The 15,966-nt window shown below is 66.8% G+C and carries 12 protein-coding genes; 5 read left to right on the plus strand and 7 right to left on the minus strand.

All coding sequences use genetic code 11. The annotated features are described in order from the left end of the window. Window positions 1-38: 38 nt before the first annotated feature. Window positions 39-698: a peptide-methionine (S)-S-oxide reductase MsrA gene (gene msrA / locus U1737_RS17710; RefSeq protein ID WP_332797687.1), complete on the plus strand. Its 660-nt coding sequence runs from the start codon at window positions 39-41 to the stop codon at window positions 696-698. 194 nt (window positions 699-892) lie between these two features. On the opposite strand, the gene pdeM is transcribed toward msrA, so the two are convergent. After that, entirely contained in the window at window positions 893-1,555 is a 663-nt protein-coding gene (gene pdeM, locus U1737_RS17715) for a ligase-associated DNA damage response endonuclease PdeM (protein WP_248524576.1), read from the minus strand. Window positions 1,556-1,769: 214 nt separating this feature from the next. On the opposite strand from pdeM, the gene U1737_RS17720 reads away from it, so the two are divergent. Further along, the gene (locus U1737_RS17720; RefSeq protein WP_332797727.1) at window positions 1,770-3,686 is read left to right on the plus strand and encodes a potassium transporter Kup; all 1,917 of its coding nucleotides are present in this window, start codon (window positions 1,770-1,772) and stop codon (window positions 3,684-3,686) included. Window positions 3,687-3,848: 162 nt separating this feature from the next. On the opposite strand, the gene U1737_RS17725 is transcribed toward U1737_RS17720, so the two are convergent. From U1737_RS17725 to U1737_RS17735, 3 genes are all read right to left on the minus strand, one after another. Further along, entirely contained in the window at window positions 3,849-5,246 is a 1,398-nt protein-coding gene (locus U1737_RS17725; RefSeq protein ID WP_248524578.1) for a M20/M25/M40 family metallo-hydrolase, read from the minus strand. Window positions 5,247-5,319: 73 nt separating this feature from the next. Further along, window positions 5,320-6,126, minus strand: coding sequence for an aspartyl protease family protein (locus tag U1737_RS17730; RefSeq protein ID WP_332797688.1), 807 nt, complete (start codon window positions 6,124-6,126; stop codon window positions 5,320-5,322). A 325-nt stretch (window positions 6,127-6,451) separates the two neighbouring features. Further along, window positions 6,452-8,860, minus strand: a complete 2,409-nt coding sequence (locus U1737_RS17735; RefSeq protein ID WP_332797689.1) for a ligase-associated DNA damage response DEXH box helicase — start codon at window positions 8,858-8,860, stop codon at window positions 6,452-6,454. 107 nt (window positions 8,861-8,967) lie between these two features. Here U1737_RS17735 and U1737_RS17740 point away from each other — a divergent pair, with 107 nt between their 5' ends. The 3 genes from U1737_RS17740 (at window position 8,968) to U1737_RS17750 (ending at window position 12,663) form a co-directional block, all read left to right on the plus strand. Next, complete coding sequence (locus tag U1737_RS17740) at window positions 8,968-9,573, plus strand: hypothetical protein (protein WP_332797690.1); 606 nt, start codon at window positions 8,968-8,970, stop codon at window positions 9,571-9,573. A gap of 388 nt (window positions 9,574-9,961) precedes the next feature. After that, window positions 9,962-10,960 carry a ligase-associated DNA damage response exonuclease gene (locus U1737_RS17745; protein ID WP_332797691.1) on the plus strand — a complete coding sequence of 333 codons (999 nt, stop codon included), beginning with the start codon at window positions 9,962-9,964 and terminating at the stop codon, window positions 10,958-10,960. Window positions 10,961-11,079: 119 nt separating this feature from the next. Then, window positions 11,080-12,663 (plus strand): S10 family peptidase, encoded by a 1,584-nt coding sequence (locus U1737_RS17750; protein WP_332797728.1) that lies wholly within the window; start codon window positions 11,080-11,082, stop codon window positions 12,661-12,663. 179 nt (window positions 12,664-12,842) lie between these two features. Here the strand turns inward: U1737_RS17750 and rpoN are convergent, their stop codons facing one another. The 3 genes from rpoN to U1737_RS17765 form a co-directional block, all read right to left on the minus strand. Further along, on the minus strand, window positions 12,843-14,342 hold the full coding sequence (rpoN, locus tag U1737_RS17755; RefSeq protein ID WP_332797692.1) for an RNA polymerase factor sigma-54: 1,500 nt from the start codon (window positions 14,340-14,342) through the stop codon (window positions 12,843-12,845). 143 nt (window positions 14,343-14,485) lie between these two features. After that, window positions 14,486-15,268 carry an LPS export ABC transporter ATP-binding protein gene (gene lptB, locus U1737_RS17760; RefSeq protein WP_187502235.1) on the minus strand — a complete coding sequence of 261 codons (783 nt, stop codon included), beginning with the start codon at window positions 15,266-15,268 and terminating at the stop codon, window positions 14,486-14,488. Between the two features lie 129 nt (window positions 15,269-15,397). Continuing rightward, the gene (locus tag U1737_RS17765) at window positions 15,398-15,961 is read right to left on the minus strand and encodes an LptA/OstA family protein (RefSeq protein WP_332797693.1); all 564 of its coding nucleotides are present in this window, start codon (window positions 15,959-15,961) and stop codon (window positions 15,398-15,400) included. Window positions 15,962-15,966 lie beyond the last annotated feature (5 nt).

Raw genomic sequence — 15,966 nt, forward strand, 5'->3', positions numbered from 1 at the left:
TCTTGGCGAACGATCGCGGCAACCCCATGTATCTACACATGAAAAAGCCGCTCCTCGCCACGCTCGCCGCCGTCGGTATCGCCGGTGCATTCATGTCCACCGGCACCGCGCAGGGCGCCCGCGCCGTCGTCATCCCCGCCGTCAAGACCGACCTGCCCGCGACGCCCGGCATCCAGACCGCGGTACTCGCCGGCGGCTGTTTCTGGACGATGGAGGCGGTGTTCGAGCATGTGAAGGGCGTGAAGGCGGTCACGACCGGCTATGCCGGCGGCACCAAGGCGACCGCGACCTACGACCAAGTGGCGGCCGAGACGACTCGTCATGCCGAGGCGATCAAGATTGCCTATGACCCGCGGATCGTCAGCTACGGCACGCTGCTCCGCGTCTATTTCTCGATCGCGCATGACCCGACGACCTTGAACCGTCAGGGCCCGGACAGCGGTACCAGTTATCGTTCAGCGATCTTCCCGCAGTCGCCAGCGCAGGCGCAGGTGGCGCGGTCGTACATCGCGCAGCTCGGCGCGACGCGCGCGTTCTCCGGACCGATCGTGACGAAGCTGGAGACGGGGACGTTCTATCCGGCCGAAGCGTATCATCAGAATTTCTACGACCGGAACCCGACGCATCCGTACATCGTGATGTGGGACAAGCCCAAGGTGGCTGCGTTCCGCGCGGCGTTCCCGACGATCTCGAACTGAGGCGATAGGCTTAAGCTGAAGCGAAAGGCTTAAGAAGACGCCCACCCCAAGCCCGTCATTCCAGCGAAAGCTGGAATATCCCGGTTTGGCGGATGTCCCGAGCCACGAGGGAGACCCCAGCTTCCGCTGGGGTGACGGTAGGGGTTAGTGAGGCGCGAACAAGGACCGAAGAGCTCTAAGCCGCTACTGGGACTCTAAGCCGCCACCGGGAACCGCAGCATCCGGTCCGCCACCGGCACCATCGCCTCTGCGCCAACGCCCACCGCGCGAACGATCTCCGGATGGTCGACATCCAGCCCGCCGGTCAGCGACCCGAACGCTGGCAATATCAGCTTCGTCGCCGTCGCTACGAAACACCGCCGCGCGACCGATTTCCCCCGCACCCGCAATCGCAGCTTCGGATGGAAATGCCCCGACAATTCCGGCCGCGTCTCCGTCCGGTCCGCCTCGTGCCGCAGCACCAGCCCATCGACGACCACCTCGTCCACGACATCTCCGCCACACCGATCGAGGATCGCCGGATCGTGATTGCCCGTGATCCACGTCCAGCGCGTGGTATCGGTCATCGCCCGCAGCATGTCCTGCGCCCGCTGCGGCAACCGAGCACACCCGTCGCTGTCGTGGAAGCTATCGCCCAGGCACCAGACTTCGCGCGCACCCGTCGCCGTGACCAGCGCGGTGAGATCGGCCAAGGTCGCGATCGAATCATAAGGCGGCAACATCTGCCCCCGACCCGCGAACCAGCTCGCCTTCTCGAAATGCAGGTCGGCGACCAGCAGCGCGCGCCGCTCCGGCCAGAACAGTGCGCCTTGTGGCAACGCCAGAAGCGCATGTCCGCCGAACGAAAAGGGAACCATTCGCCCGCCATGCCGCCCCCGCCGCGGCGAATCAAGCGGACATCCGCCGCGACGAGCAGGACTTGCGCATGTCCGCAATCGGCGTAAAGCGCGCCGTCCCTTCATGAGGAGCGCTTTTCGCGCCATGTCGTCCGAAGCCGGAACACCGCAAACTGCCGCAGTCCATCAACCGCCCGCCGGCGGCGTGGCGGCGCAGGTCTGCGCGCCCGCCGATATGTCCGCAGCGCATCTGCATCCGCACCCGGCGCTGGCTGCGCTGACCGTCGGCGCGATCGGCGTGGTGTTCGGTGATATCGGCACCAGTCCGCTCTATGCCTTTCGTGAGGCCTTGGGCCAGTCGTCCGCCGGCGGCATCGATCCGAGCGAGATCCTCGGTGTGCTCAGTCTCGCGCTCTGGTCGCTGTTCCTCGTCGTCACGGTCAAATACGTCATCTTCCTGATGCGCGCCGACAACCAGGGCGAGGGCGGCGTGCTGGCGCTGGCTGCGCTCGCCCGTCGCGCGCTCGGCATGCGCTCGAAGATCGCGATCGTGCTCGGCGCGGCGGGCGCGTCTTTGTTCTACGGCGACGCAATCATCACGCCCGCGCTGTCGGTGCTCTCCGCGATGGAAGGCCTCAGGACGATCCCGAGCGCGGCGCATATCTTCAACGAGGGCGTCGTCCGCGCGCTGACGATCGGAATCCTGATCGCGCTGTTCATGATCCAGGCGCGCGGGACGGCGCAGGTGTCGAAGCTGTTCGGCCCGGTCTGCATCGTCTGGTTCGTCGCGATCGGGGCGCTGGGCATCTGGCACATCGCCGACGAGCCCTCGATCGTCCGCGTGTTCCTGCCGACCTACGGTATCTCGTTCCTCGCGAGCCACGGCGTCACCGGGCTGTTCGTGCTCGGCGCGGTGTTCCTCACCGTCACCGGGGCCGAGGCGCTGACCGCGGACATGGGCCATTTCGGCAAGCTGCCGATCCGCATCGGCTGGTTCTTCCTCGTCTTCCCGGCGCTCGCGCTCAACTATCTCGGGCAGGGCGCGTTCGCGCTCGCCAAGCTCGAGGACGCAGCAAGGCAGGGCATCCCCTTCGTCAATCAGGACTGGTTCTTCCTGATGGCGCCCGAATCGCTGCGCCCCGCGCTGATCATCCTCGCGGGCTTCGCGACGGTGATCGCCAGCCAGGCGGTCATCACCGGCGCGTTCTCGCTCACGCAGCAGGCTATCCAGCTCGGGCTGCTCCCGCGGCTGCGCATCCGCCAGACCTCCGCGGTGTTCGCCGGCCAGATCTATCTCCCCGCAATCAACTGGCTGTTGCTGATCGGCGTGCTGGTGCTGGTGATCCAGTTCAAGACCTCGTCGGCGATTGCCGCCGCGTACGGCATCGCGGTGACCGGGACGATGGTCGTCACCACCTTGCTCGCGTATATCGTCGTCCGTCATCGCTGGAACTGGTCGCGGCCGCTCGCGCTCGCGGCGATCCTGCCGTTCCTGACGCTCGACCTGATCTTCTTCGGCGCGAACATCCTCCGCGTGATCGAGGGGGGCTGGGTGCCGCTCGTCATCGCCGCGTCGATCGGGCTGATCATCTTCACCTGGGTGCGCGGCAAGAAGATCGTCAGCGCGTTCGAGAAGCGTCAGAGCATCCCGCTCAGCGACCTCGCCGCCGCGCTGGAGAAGCGCCCGCCCGAGCGCGTGTCGGGGACCGCGGTGTTCCTGACCGCGAACCCGCATGCGACGCCGGGCGCGCTGCTGCACAACCTCAAGCACAACAAGGTGCTCCACGAGCGCAACCTGATCGTCAGCATCCGCACCGCCGACCGCCCGTTCGTCGACGAGTCCGCGCGCGCGAAGGTCGAGCGGGTCGACACCAATTTCTCGATCGTCGTGCTCACCTATGGCTTCATGGAATCGCCCGACGTGCCGCGCGATCTGGGGGTCGGCAATAAGACCGAGCAGCTCGGGCTCGATCCGATGCGCACCTCGTTCTTCATCGGCCGCAACACGCTGAAGCCCGATGCGGAGAAGGGCATGCCGCCCTGGCAGGACCGGATCTTCCTGTTCCTGCAACGCAACGCCAGCGACCCGACCGACTTCCTGAAGATCCCGCCGGGCAAGGTGCTAGAGTTGGGCGAGCAGGTCACCGTCTAAACTCCCTTGCCCCTTCGGGGAGAGGGAAGGGGCCCGCACGGCGAAGCCGGGTGGGAAGGGAGAGGGGAGTGAGGCTCGGGACCTCGTCCCAACTACCCCTCTCCCTTCCGTCGCCTGCGGCTCCTCCCTCCCTCTCCCCGGAGGGGAGAGGGACATGAGACATCAACCTGCGAACGCCTTCACCAAATCGAAGAGGTAGTCGCGGCCGTCGTAGAGTGACGTGACCCGGATGCGTTCGTTCAGGCCGTGAATCCCGCCCATGTCCTTGTCGATGAACACACCGGGTACGCCGTAGACCGGGATCCCGATCGCTTCGAAGAAGATGCCGTCGGTGGCGCCGGTCGACATCATCGGCAGGATCGGGATGCCGGGGAAGTGCTTCGCCGCAACCTTCGTCACTGGCCCCATGATCTTCGGATCGAGCGTCGGCGGGATCGCGGTCGGGCGGACCGGCTGGTTGGCGGTCACCGTGACCTTCGCGCCGGCCAGTTCCTTCAGCTTGGCCAGCGTGCCCTCCACCGTCTCGCCCGGAAAGATCCGGCAGTTGATGTTCGCCGTCGCGCGCTGCGGCAATGCGTTCTCCGCATGGCCCGCGTTCAGTAGCGTCGCCACGCACGTCGTCCGCAAGGTCGAGTGCATTGCCTTGTCGCGGCTGACGATCGCATCCGCCGCCTTGTCCTCGGGATTGGCGATCAACCGCGTGATCGCGCTGCCCATCTCGCCCGGCATCGCCTTCGCGCTCGCCGCGAAGAACGCCTTGGTCGTGTCGGTGAACTTCACCGGAAACTCATACCCCTGCACCGCCTTCACGGCGTCGGCGAGCTCGTAGATCGCGTTCTCCGGCGTCGGCTGCGAGCTGTGCCCGCCGGGGTTGGTGCTGAGGAACGTGTAGTTCTGCGCGGCCTTCTCGCCGACCTGGATCGCGAGCAACTGGCGCTTGCCAGTGTCGTCGAGCCGCCCGCCGCCGCCCTCGTTCAGCGCGAACTCGGCTGCGATCAGATCGGGCTTCGCCTTCGCCAGATACTGCGCGCCGTTCCACGCAAACGTCGTCTCCTCGCCGCAGGTCAGCGCGAGCTTGATCGTCCGCTTGGGCTGGTACCCACCGGTCTTGAAGCGGATCATCGCATCGGACCAGATCGCCGCCTGCGCCTTGTCGTCGACGGTACCGCGCGCGTAATAATAGCCGCCTTCCTCGATCAGCTTGAACGGATCGCGCACCCAATCCTCGCGCTTGGCCTCGACCACGTCGAGATGTGCGAGCAGCAGCATCGGCTTGAGCGCCGCGTCCGAGCCCTTCAGCACCGCGACCAGCCCGCCATCCTTGGGATGCTCGGGCACCGAGAAATAGGTGATGTCGGCATCGGCATAGCCCGCCGTCTTCAGCCGCGCACCGATCTGCGCCGCGGCCTGCGTGCAACTGCCGGCGGACAGTGTCGTGTTGGTCTCGACCAGTTCCTTGTAGAGCCCCAGGAACGCCTTCTGGTCGGGCCGCGTCTGCGCCTGCGCCGAGAATGGTGTCGTCAGAATCGCCGCCGTGAGTAGCCAGCCAGTCGCGCGCATCGTCGTCCCCTTTTCGTTTCGATCGGGAGAGTTGCAGCGAACGCGCGCCGACGCAACCTCGGCCCCGCGGCTCTCAGCGCCGGCGTGTTCCGCGGGGCAGAGCAAGCCGGACCTCGCGGTTGGCGAAGTCGATGTCGACGCGGCGGAACAGTTGCAGCACGTCCATCCCGAGCAGCATCGCCGGGCGCTCGGACAAGCCGAACTGGCGGAACGGCGGCGCGTCGACGGCGGTGAATGCGACGGGCAGGTCGCCGAGCGTCAGGTTGCCGATCGAGACCCGGTCGATCGTGGTGTAGTCGGCGACCACGGTTTCGCCGGTGACGCCGGTCAGCGACACCGGTTGCGAGCGCGCCGCGCTGCCGAGTTTGCGCGTGACTCGTCGGCGGAGCGCACCATTGGCCATGCTGACCGAGGTGCCGGTGTCGAGGATCACGCGGATACGGATGCCGTTGCAGTACGCGTCGGTGACGACGAGTTGCCCGAACAGGCTTCGCGCTCTGATGACGATCTCGTCGGGACCTGTGCGTTCGCGGCGCTGTCGTCTGCGCGAGGGGGTGACGGTCATCGTCTTGGTGTCGAAGTCGATCGTCACCGCGTGATCCTGCAACGTGTCGATCCCGAGCAGTCCGCGCGCGCCGAGATTGATCGCGCTGATCGCGGGCGCCTCGATCGGGGCGCTCCCGATCACGCTGACCTTCAACGAGGGGATGACGACGGTGCCGATGCTGTCCGATCCGGTCATGCCGGTGACGCGCACGGTCCGGCCGGGAGCGAGGCCGAGCGTGGCGGCAAGTTCGCGCGAGATGACGGTACGCTGCGCGCCGGTGTCGACGACGAAGGGGAAGGGGCCGGCGCCGGCGATCGTTACCGGCACGGTCATTCGGGTTTCGTCTTCGACGAACAGGAGCGTGGCGGGGTCGGGTTCTGCTGCGGATGCTGCACTGGGAGAGGGTGCAGCATTGGGCCTCGGGAACGCTGCGTCCTGAGCCCCGGCCTGGGCGGCGATGCCCAGCAATAGAGGGGCTAGCCACCTGTGCATGCTGCAAATGCTGCGCCTGATCCAACGGGTGCGCAACGGCCTATTTGTACGATGGCCTTCACAACAACTCCCGTCATCCTGACGAAAGTCAGGATCCAGGGTAACAGACGTAGTCCTTAGTGGCTCTGGATCCTGACTTTCGTCAGGATGACGAACGGGAAGGGGCTCAATCCGGCCGCATCGCGTCGGCGATCATCGCCTCCGCCTCGATCAGCAGCGCATCGTCCGAGCTGTTCGTCGCCACCTTCTCCCGGCCGATCAGCGTCAGCACCGGTACCGCGAGCGGCGTGACCCGCTCCAGATCGACATGCACCATCGTCGCCGCCGCGCGATCGAGCAACGACGCCAACCGCCCGACATCGGTCATCCGCGCGCGCGCATCCGCCCAGGCCGCCTCCAGCAACAGATGCGTCGGCTCGTATTTGCGCAGCACGTCGTAAATCAGGTCGGTCGAAAACGTCACCTGCTTGCCGGTCTTGCGCTTGCCCGGATGCTGGCGCTCGACCAGCCCGCCGATCACCGCGACCTCGCGAAACGCGCGTTTGAGCAAATGCGATTGCTGCACCCACTCGACGAACTCGTGTTCGAGAATATCCGCCGAGAACAGCGCGGCAGGATCGGTAATCTTCTCCAGCCCGTACACCGCCAGCGCATAATCATTCGCGACGAAGCCCAGCGGCTTCAGCCCCTGCGTCTCCATCCGCCGCGTGATCAGCATGCCGAGCGACTGGTGCGCGTTCCACCCCTCGAAACTGTACGCGACCATGTAATGCCGCCCCTCGCGCGGGAACGTCTCGACCAGCAATTGCCCCGGCTCGGGCATCACCGATCGATACGCCTGCATCTCCAGCCATTCGCGCACGTCGTCGGGGAAGCGCGCCCAGTCGCCGGGATGCGCGAGGAACCCGCGGACGCGGTCGGCGAGGTTGGTCGACAGTGGCATCCGGCTGCCGCCATAGGTCGGGATCCGCGCGGGCTTCGACGTCGCGCGGACGACCAGATCCTCGAGATCGATCTTCATCACCTCGAGGCTCAGCCCCGCGAAGAAGAACGTGTCGCCGTGGCTCAGCTGCGCCGCGAACGCCTCCTCGACCCGGCCCAGCACGCGGCCATTGCCGAACCGCACGTTCAGCATCGTCGCCTCGACGATGATCCCAGCGTTCAGCCGGTGCTGGCCGATGAACTTGGGGTGGCTGACGCGCCACGTCCCGTCCGCATCCTTGGTCAGGCGCTTGAACCGGTCATACGCCTTCAGCGAATAGCCGCCGTCGCTGATGAAGTGGAGCACGCGCTCGAACGTCTCGGTCGGCAGCGCGGAATAGGGGAGTGCAGAGCGGATCTCGTCGAGCAGATCCGCCTCGCGAAACGGCGCCGCGCAGGCGCACGCCATCACGTGCTGCGCCAGCACGTCGAGCGCGCCGACACGGAAGATGTCCGCATCGAGTTCGCCCGCCTCGACCGCGTCGAGCGCCGCGCGCGCCTCGAGATATTCGAAACGGTTGCCGGGCACGACGATCGCTTGAGACGATTCATCAAGCCGGTGGTTGGCACGTCCGATCCGCTGCAACAGCCGCGACGACCCCTTTGGCGCGCCCATCTGGATCACGCAGTCGACATTGCCCCAGTCGACGCCGAGATCGAGGCTGGACGTCGCGACCAGCGCGCGGAGTTTCCCCTCGGCCATCGCGTTCTCGACTTTCCGCCGCGCCTCTTTCGCGAGGCTGCCGTGGTGGACGCCGATCGGCAGGTTGTTCGCGTTCACCTTCCACAGGTCCTGGAAGATGAGTTCGGCGAGGCTGCGCGTGTTGCAGAACACGATCGAGGTCTCGTGCGCCTCGATCTCGGCCATCACCTGCGCGGCGGCATAGCGGCCCGAATGGCCGGACCACGGCACGCGCCCCTCGGGCAGCAGGATCGCGATGTTCGGATCCGCGCCGGGCTCGCCGCGCACCATCGCAACCTGCTCGATATCGCCGTCGGGCGCGAGCCACGCGCGATAGCCGTCCGCATCCGCGACCGTCGCCGACAGCGCGACGCGACGCATCCCCGGCGAGATCGTCTGCAACCGCGCCATGCAGAGCGACAACAGGTCGCCGCGCTTGCCGGTCGCGAACGCGTGCACCTCGTCGACGACGATCGTGTGGAGGTTTTCGAACATCGTGATGCTGTCGGGGTAGCTGAGCAGCAGCGAAAGCGATTCAGGAGTCGTCAGCAGGATCTGTGGCGGCTTGATCCGCTGCCGCGCCTTCCGGTCGGAGGGCGTGTCGCCGGTGCGCGTCTCGACGCGGATATCGACGCCCATCTCGTCGATCGGTGTCAGCAGGTTGCGCTGCACGTCGACCGCCAGCGCCTTCAATGGTGAGACGTATAGCGTGTGCAGGCCGGTAGTGGGCGCCTCGATCAGTTCGGCGAGCGTCGGCAAAAACCCGGCGAGCGTCTTTCCCGCGCCGGTCGCCGCCACCAGCAGCGCATGATGCCCCGCGCGCCCTTCCGCCAGCATCTCGCGCTGATGCCGCCGCGGCCGCCAATCGCGCGACGCGAACCAGTTTTCCAAGGGAAGGGGAAGGTCGCTCACGGCCTGTTCACGCATCGTCGTCATATGGGGGCGTCGCGCCGCACCGCTATGGACCGCGTGCGGAACGACCGCCACTTTGGCTAAAGCTCTGTTGTGAAAGACGATCGGTGTCGCTTTTTCGTTATCTCCTGCCGCTACCGTTGCTCGCACTCCTGCCGTTCGCCAATGCCACTGCCGCCAACAAGTCGTTCGTCGGCGGCGGCGGCATGGTCCGCCTCTCGCATCCGTCGAGCGTCCTCCCGACGCGCAACTTCGCCGGCCGCGCGCTGCTGAACAGCGGCTGGCGCCAGATGTGGGACGGGACGCCGGTCGGCCGCGGCGTCGGCATCGTCCGCTTCTGGCAGGTCGCCAAACCGACCGACGGCCAGGGGCAGGTGACCGAGATGATCCAGGTCGGCTTCAGCCGGAGCGCGGGTGTGGTCGCCAAATGTGGTACCGAGGGTCTGGTTGCCGGCCATGCCAGGCGGCTTCCCAACCGGATGCTCGGCGGCCACCGCTGGACGGTCTACACCAACGGTGACGCCGGCATGAGCCAGCAGGTCAACGCGACTAACTTCCGCAGCGTCATCAACGGCGCCTGCTATGCGATCGACCGGATCACCTATGCGGTGAAGGCGGCCGCACCAGCCGGCCGGCTTGCGCCGCCCCAGGCGGTGGCGGCGGCGCGGATGGACGCGATTTTGGCGACGATCAAGGTCGGCGGGCGGCGGTAAAGCAAGGACTTACGATCCTCCCCCGCCAGGGGGGGGTGGCTGGCGCTTGCCAGACGGAGGGGGAGGCAAGGGTAACCGCCGTTCCGTGTCCTCCCCCTCCGTCACCTGCGGTGCCACCTCCCCCTGGCGGGGGAGGATCGATCGGTCGCTGCCAACGCGCGCCGCGACATCGACTCCGGCTTGTCCTGAACAGGGGAATGACAGACCCCACCAACACTCCGTCACCCCGGACCCGTTCCGGGGCCCACCGTTCCGCGACCTCACTGCTCTCGATCGTGCGGAGGCGTGGATGCCGGAACCAGTCCGGCATGACGGGGACCATGGGTCACGGCACACGCGCAGGCCGAGGTTCACGGCACCGCACCCCCGCGTCACGCGTTACCCCCGCATGGCAAAACTCGGCGACTGGCTCGAACCGCATCCGCACGGCATCCTCGTCAAGCCGATCGACGCCTGGATCGACCCCTCGATCCCGACCGCGAAGGCACTCGTCACGCACGGCCATGCCGATCACGCGCGCGGGGGTCACGCGGCGGTCTGGGCCACCCCTGAAACGCTCGCGATCATGGACGCGCGCTACGGTCCGCAAGCCGGCCATCCGGTCGCGTACGGCGAGACGATCCGGATGGGAGAGGTCGATATCGGCTTCGTCCCCGCCGGCCACGTGCTCGGCTCGGCGCAGATCGTGCTCGACTATCGCGGCGAGCGGATCGTCGTCTCGGGCGATTACAAGCGCCGAGCAGACCCGACCTGCACGCCGTTCGAACCCGTCAAATGCGATGTCTTCATCACCGAGGCCACCTTCGGCCTGCCGGTGTTCCGCCACCCCGACACCGGCGACGAGATCGACAAGCTGATCGCCGCTTTGCACGCCAACCCCGACCGCTGCGTCGTCGTCGGCGCCTATGCGCTCGGCAAGGCGCAACGCGTGATCGCCGAACTGCGCGAGCGCGGGCATACCGCCCCGATCTATATCCACGGCGCACTGCAAAAGCTGTGCGACCTGTACGCAGAGCACGGCGTGAGGCTCGGCGAACTCCTGCCGGTCGCCGACGCGAAGAAGGCAGACATGGCGGGGCATGTCGTGATGTGCCCGCCGGGTGCGCTCAACGATCGCTGGTCGCGGCGGCTGCCCGATCCGATCACCGCGATGGCGAGCGGCTGGATGCGGGTGAGGGGTCGCGCGCGGCAGAAGAACGTCGAGCTCCCGTTGATCCTCAGCGATCATGCCGACTGGGACGAACTGACCACGACGCTGACCGAGATCGCCCCGCAGGAAGTATGGGTCACGCACGGCCGCGAGGATGCGCTGGTCCACTGGTGCATGACCCGCCAGATCAAGGCGCGCGCGCTGGCGCTGGTCGGGTTCGAGGACGAGGACGACTGAGGCCTTGCGCTTTGTGGAGGCTGCGGCAGGATAGGACATTGCCCCTGTCGCAAGGATGATCCGTGGCCCGTTCGACCAAGTTCGCCGCTCTGTTACTGCTAGCGCTCTCGACCACCGCCATGGCGCAGGACGCGCCGAAAAAGGACAAGGCTGAGACCAACGCGGAGCGGATGAAGGCCGAGGCGGAGGCGGACTACGCCAACGCGCCGGTCGCCGAGCAGGAGGTCAAGACGAAGGGCCGCGTCACGGTCGGCGGCAAGTCGCTCGGCTACACCGCGACCGTCGGCACGCTGACCTTGCGCGATACCGAGGGCAAGCCGACGGCCAGCCTGTTCTACACCGGCTATACGCTCGACGGGGTGAAGCCCGGCACCAAGCGGCCGGTGACGTTCTTCTACAATGGCGGGCCGGGGTCGCCCAGTTTCTGGCTGCACATGGGCTCGTTCGCGCCGGTCCGGCTGCGCACCGCCAATCCCGAATACATCAGGCCCGCGCCGTACGACTTCGGGCCCAACCCCGACACGCTGCTCGACAAGACCGACATGGTGTTCATCGACGCGGTCGGCACCGGCTATTCGCGACCGCTCGGCGACACCAAGCCGTCCGCCTTCTACGGCGTCGACGAGGATGCCGATGCATTCGCCAAGGGTATCCTGCGCTACGCCACCAAATACGGCCGCTGGAACAGTCCGAAGTTCCTGTTCGGCGAGAGCTATGGGACGACGCGCTCGGGCGCGCTCGCGTATCAGTTGCAGGATCGCGGGATGGCGCTGAACGGCGTCGTGCTGCTGTCGTCGATCATGAACTATGGGTATCGCCAGCCGGGGCTCGACCAGATCTATCTCAACTATCTGCCGAGCTATGCGGCGAGCGCGTGGTACCACAACCGCCTGCAGAACCGCCCCGCCGACGTTGCCACGACGGTCGCCGAGGCGCGCGCGTTCGCGACCGGGCCATACGCGGCGGCGCTGTCGAAGGGGCAGACGATCTCGGACGCAGAGCGCGACGCGGTCGCCACCCGGATGAGCCAGCTGATCGGGATCTCGCCCGACTTCATCAAGCGCGCCAACCTCCGCATCGATCTCGCCCGCTTCCAGAAGGAGCTGCTCCGCGATCAGCGCCTCACGCTCGGCCGGTTCGATTCGCGCTATACCGGCGTCGACAGCGATGCGGCGGGCGAGCGACCCGAGACCGACGCGTCGGACACCGCGATCGCCGGCGCGTTCATCGCGACGTTCAACGATTACGTGACGCACACGCTCGGCTACAAGACCGAGATGCCGTATCGCCTCAGCGCACGCGACGCGCCGGGCTGGACGTGGAACTGGAAGCACGACGCGCCGGGTCGTGGCGGCCAGTCGCAGAACAACCCCAACACCGCGGTCGATCTGGCCGCGGCAATGCGCGAGAATCCGTATCTCAACGTGCTGTCGATGAACGGCTATTACGACATGGCGACGCCGTTCTTCGGGACCGAGAACGATCTGAACCACATGATGCTCGATCCCGCGCGGCAGCGGAATTTGGCGTTTCGCTACTATCCCGCGGGGCACATGACGTATCTCAACCCCGAGGCGCTGCACCAGATGAAGGCGGATCTGGCGCGCTGGTACGATCAGGCGGTCGGCGAGGCGCGGAGTGCGACGCCGCCAGGTGGGGCGAGCGTGTCGGGTGCGGAGGGTTCGGGGCAGGTGCCGAACTGACCCCTTCTAATCCTCCCCCGCAAGGGGGAGGTGGCGCCGAAGGCGACGGAGGGGGAGGACACGGAACGGAAGTGGCTCCTTACCTCCCCCTCCGTCTGGCAAGGGCCAGCCACCTCCCCCTGGCGGGGGAGGATTAGCGGGGACGGCGATCTGCGGTCTTTTACCGCAGGGGCAGCGAGCTACCGCACCCCTTCCAGCGCCTTCGCCCGGCGGCGTTGCACCGAACTTCCTATCCCCAGCGCCTCGCGGTATTTCGCCACCGTCCGCCGCGCGATGTCGAACCCCTTCGCGTTCAGCAACTCGACCAGAGTGTCATCCGACAGGATTTTCGCGCCCTCGGTATCGATCAGCGCGCGGATCGCGGACTTCACCGCCTGTGCCGACACCGCCTCGCCGCCGTCCGCCGACTGGATCGCGCTCGTGAAGAAGTATTTGAGCTCGTAAAGCCCGCGCGCGCACGAGACGTATTTGTTGCTCGTCACGCGGCTGACGGTCGATTCGTGCATCTCGATCGCGTCCGCCACCTGGCGCAGCGTCAGCGGGCGGAGATGCGCGACGCCCTTCAGGAAGAACGCCTCCTGCTGCTTCACGATCTCGGTCGCGACCTTGATGATCGTCCGCTGGCGCTGATCGAGCGCCTTCACCAGCCAGTTCGCGCTGGCGAGGCAATCGCTCAGCCACGCCTTCGACGCCTTGTCCTGCTGCCCGCCGGACAGCTCGGTGTAATAGCTGCGATTGACCAGCACGCGGGGTAGCGTGGTGGCGTTGATCTCGATCGCCCAGCCGGCTTTCGTACGCGCGACGAACAGGTCGGGCGTCACCGACTGCGCGGGCTCGCCGCCATAGCGACAGCCGGGCTTCGGATCATAGCCGCGCAGTTCGCGGATCATGTCGGCCATGTCCTCGTCGTCGACGTCGCAAATCCGCTTCAATCGGGTCAGCTCGCCACGCGCGAGCAGGTCGAGATTGTCGATCAACAACGCCATGCAGGGGTCGTAGCGATCGGCTTCCTTCGCCTGCAGCGTCAGGCATTCGGCAAGATCGCGCGCGCCGACGCCGGTCGGGTCGAAGGTCTGGATCGTCGCCAGCACGGCCTCGACACGGACCAGCGGCACGCCGAGCCTGTTGGCGATGTCGAGCAGCGACACGGTGAGATAGCCCGCCTCGTCGATCTGATCGATCAGGTGCGCGGCGATGAACGCATCCTCGCGGGGGATCGCGGGACCGGCCTGCGCGAGGAGATGGTCCGCGAGGCTGAGGCTGGTATCAGCGAACGCGTCGAGATCGGGGCCGTCCTTGCCGCCGACACCGCCCGCGCTCGCGCCGGTCATCGACAGTGCGCCGTCCATCCCGCTGCCGCCGTCGGCGACGCTGTCCTGCTGGTGGCTTTCAGTGGCATAGTCGACGTCGAGCGTCGGTTCGTCGCCGGCGCCGGTGCCCGCGACGAGTTCGTCGGCGGCGACGCGTTCGTCGCGGACTTCGGGGGCGGGTTCGCGGTCGGGGGCGTCGTTATCTTCGGCTGCACTCGCTTCGAGGAGCGGATTGCGCTCGACTTCCTCGGCGATGAACCCCTCGATCTCGAGGTTCGACAGCGCCAGCAGCTTGATCGCCTGCTGGAGCTGCGGGGTCATCACCAGCGATTGCGACTGGCGGATGTCCAGGCGAGGGGCGAGGCTCATGCCAGGCTACCCCAACAGATACCGTCACCCCAGCTAAAGCTGGGGTCTCCCGCGGCTAGGGCGCGCGCTCTCACCGGGAGATCCCAGCTTTCGCTGGGATGACGGGGGGAGTGGGACTGTGGGCGGGGGAGGGCGGCATAAACCTAAAGCGAGAAGCCTTCGCCGAGATACAACCGTCGCACGTTGGCATCCGCAACCAGTTCCGCGGGCGAACCCGAGAACAGCACCCGGCCATCATAGATGATGTACGCGCGGTCGACGATTTCCAGCGTCTCGCGGACGTTGTGGTCGGTGATCAGCACGCCGATGTCGCGGCGCTTGAGGTCCTTCACCAGATCGCGGATGTCGGCGATCGAGATCGGGTCGATGCCCGCGAACGGCTCGTCGAGCAGCATGATCGACGGATCCGCCGCGAGCGCGCGGGCGATTTCCGCGCGCCGCCGCTCGCCGCCCGACAGCGCCATCGCCGGGGCCGCACGGAGCCGGGTCAGCCCGAATTCCTCGAGCAGCGTGTCGAGCTTCCGCTGGCGCGCCGCCTTGTCGGGCTCGGACAGCTCCAGCACGGTGAGGATGTTCTTCTCGATCGTCAGCCCGCGGAAGATCGACGTTTCCTGCGGCAGGTAGCCGAGGCCGAGGATCGCGCGCCGGTACATCGGCAGCTTCGTGATGTCCTCGCCGTCGAGCATGATGCGGCCCGAATCGGGCTTCACCAAGCCCATCACCGAATAGAAGCAGGTCGTCTTGCCCGCGCCGTTCGGGCCGAGCAGCCCGACCACTTCGCCGCGTCCGACCGACACCGACACGTCGGTCAGCACGACGCGCTTGTCGTAAGACTTCGCGATCGAGACGACCTGCAGCCCGTTGCTCACCGGCGGCTCGGAAATCGGCTCTACGTCCTCGATCGGGGGCAGCGTGGTGGCGTCCATGGGATCAGGCCCTCGCAAAAGTCAGTCGCCGAACGCTCGGCGTTGATGATGTCGCCGAACCTCGGGGGTTTGGCAGGAAACATGCATGAGCGCGCCGCCGGAGGGAAGCCCCTGCGGTACGCTTGCGCGTCAGTTGCGCTTGGGGACCGAGAAGGTGCCGGTCACGCGGCCGCCGGTCTGCTTGACCGTGCCACCGCTCGCGGCCGATCCCGCGGCGCTGCCCCCGGCGACCGACGATCCGTCGATCACCGAACGGCCGGTGTCGAGGTTCATCGTCAGGCGCCCGCCGTTCACGGTGTTGCCCGCCTGCGTCAGCGTGACCGCGCCGAGCATCGTGATGACGCGGCGGTTGAGGTCGTAGATCGCGTACTGGCTGCGCGCCGTCTGGTCGGGACGCTTGACGATCACGCCGCCCGACGCGTCGAGCCGCGAGACTTGCGGGTTTCCGCCGATCACCTGGCCGGTATAGGCGACCGTCATTCGCGCCGAATTGAGCGTCATCTCGGCCTGCTTGACCGCGACGTTGCCCGACAGGATGGCGCGGTTCGCCTTGTCCTGAAGCTCGATATGATCCGCGCCGAAATCGATCGGGGCGTTGGAATTGTGCGACTGCTGCGCGACCGCGGTCGTGGAGAGCAGGACGGCGGTTATCCCGATGAGGATCCGACCGGCGAAGATAGGGGAAGCGCGCATGGCGG

The organism is Sphingomonas fucosidasi, assembly GCF_036663855.1.
GTDB classification, from domain to species: Bacteria; Pseudomonadota; Alphaproteobacteria; order Sphingomonadales; family Sphingomonadaceae; genus Sphingomonas; species Sphingomonas faeni_B.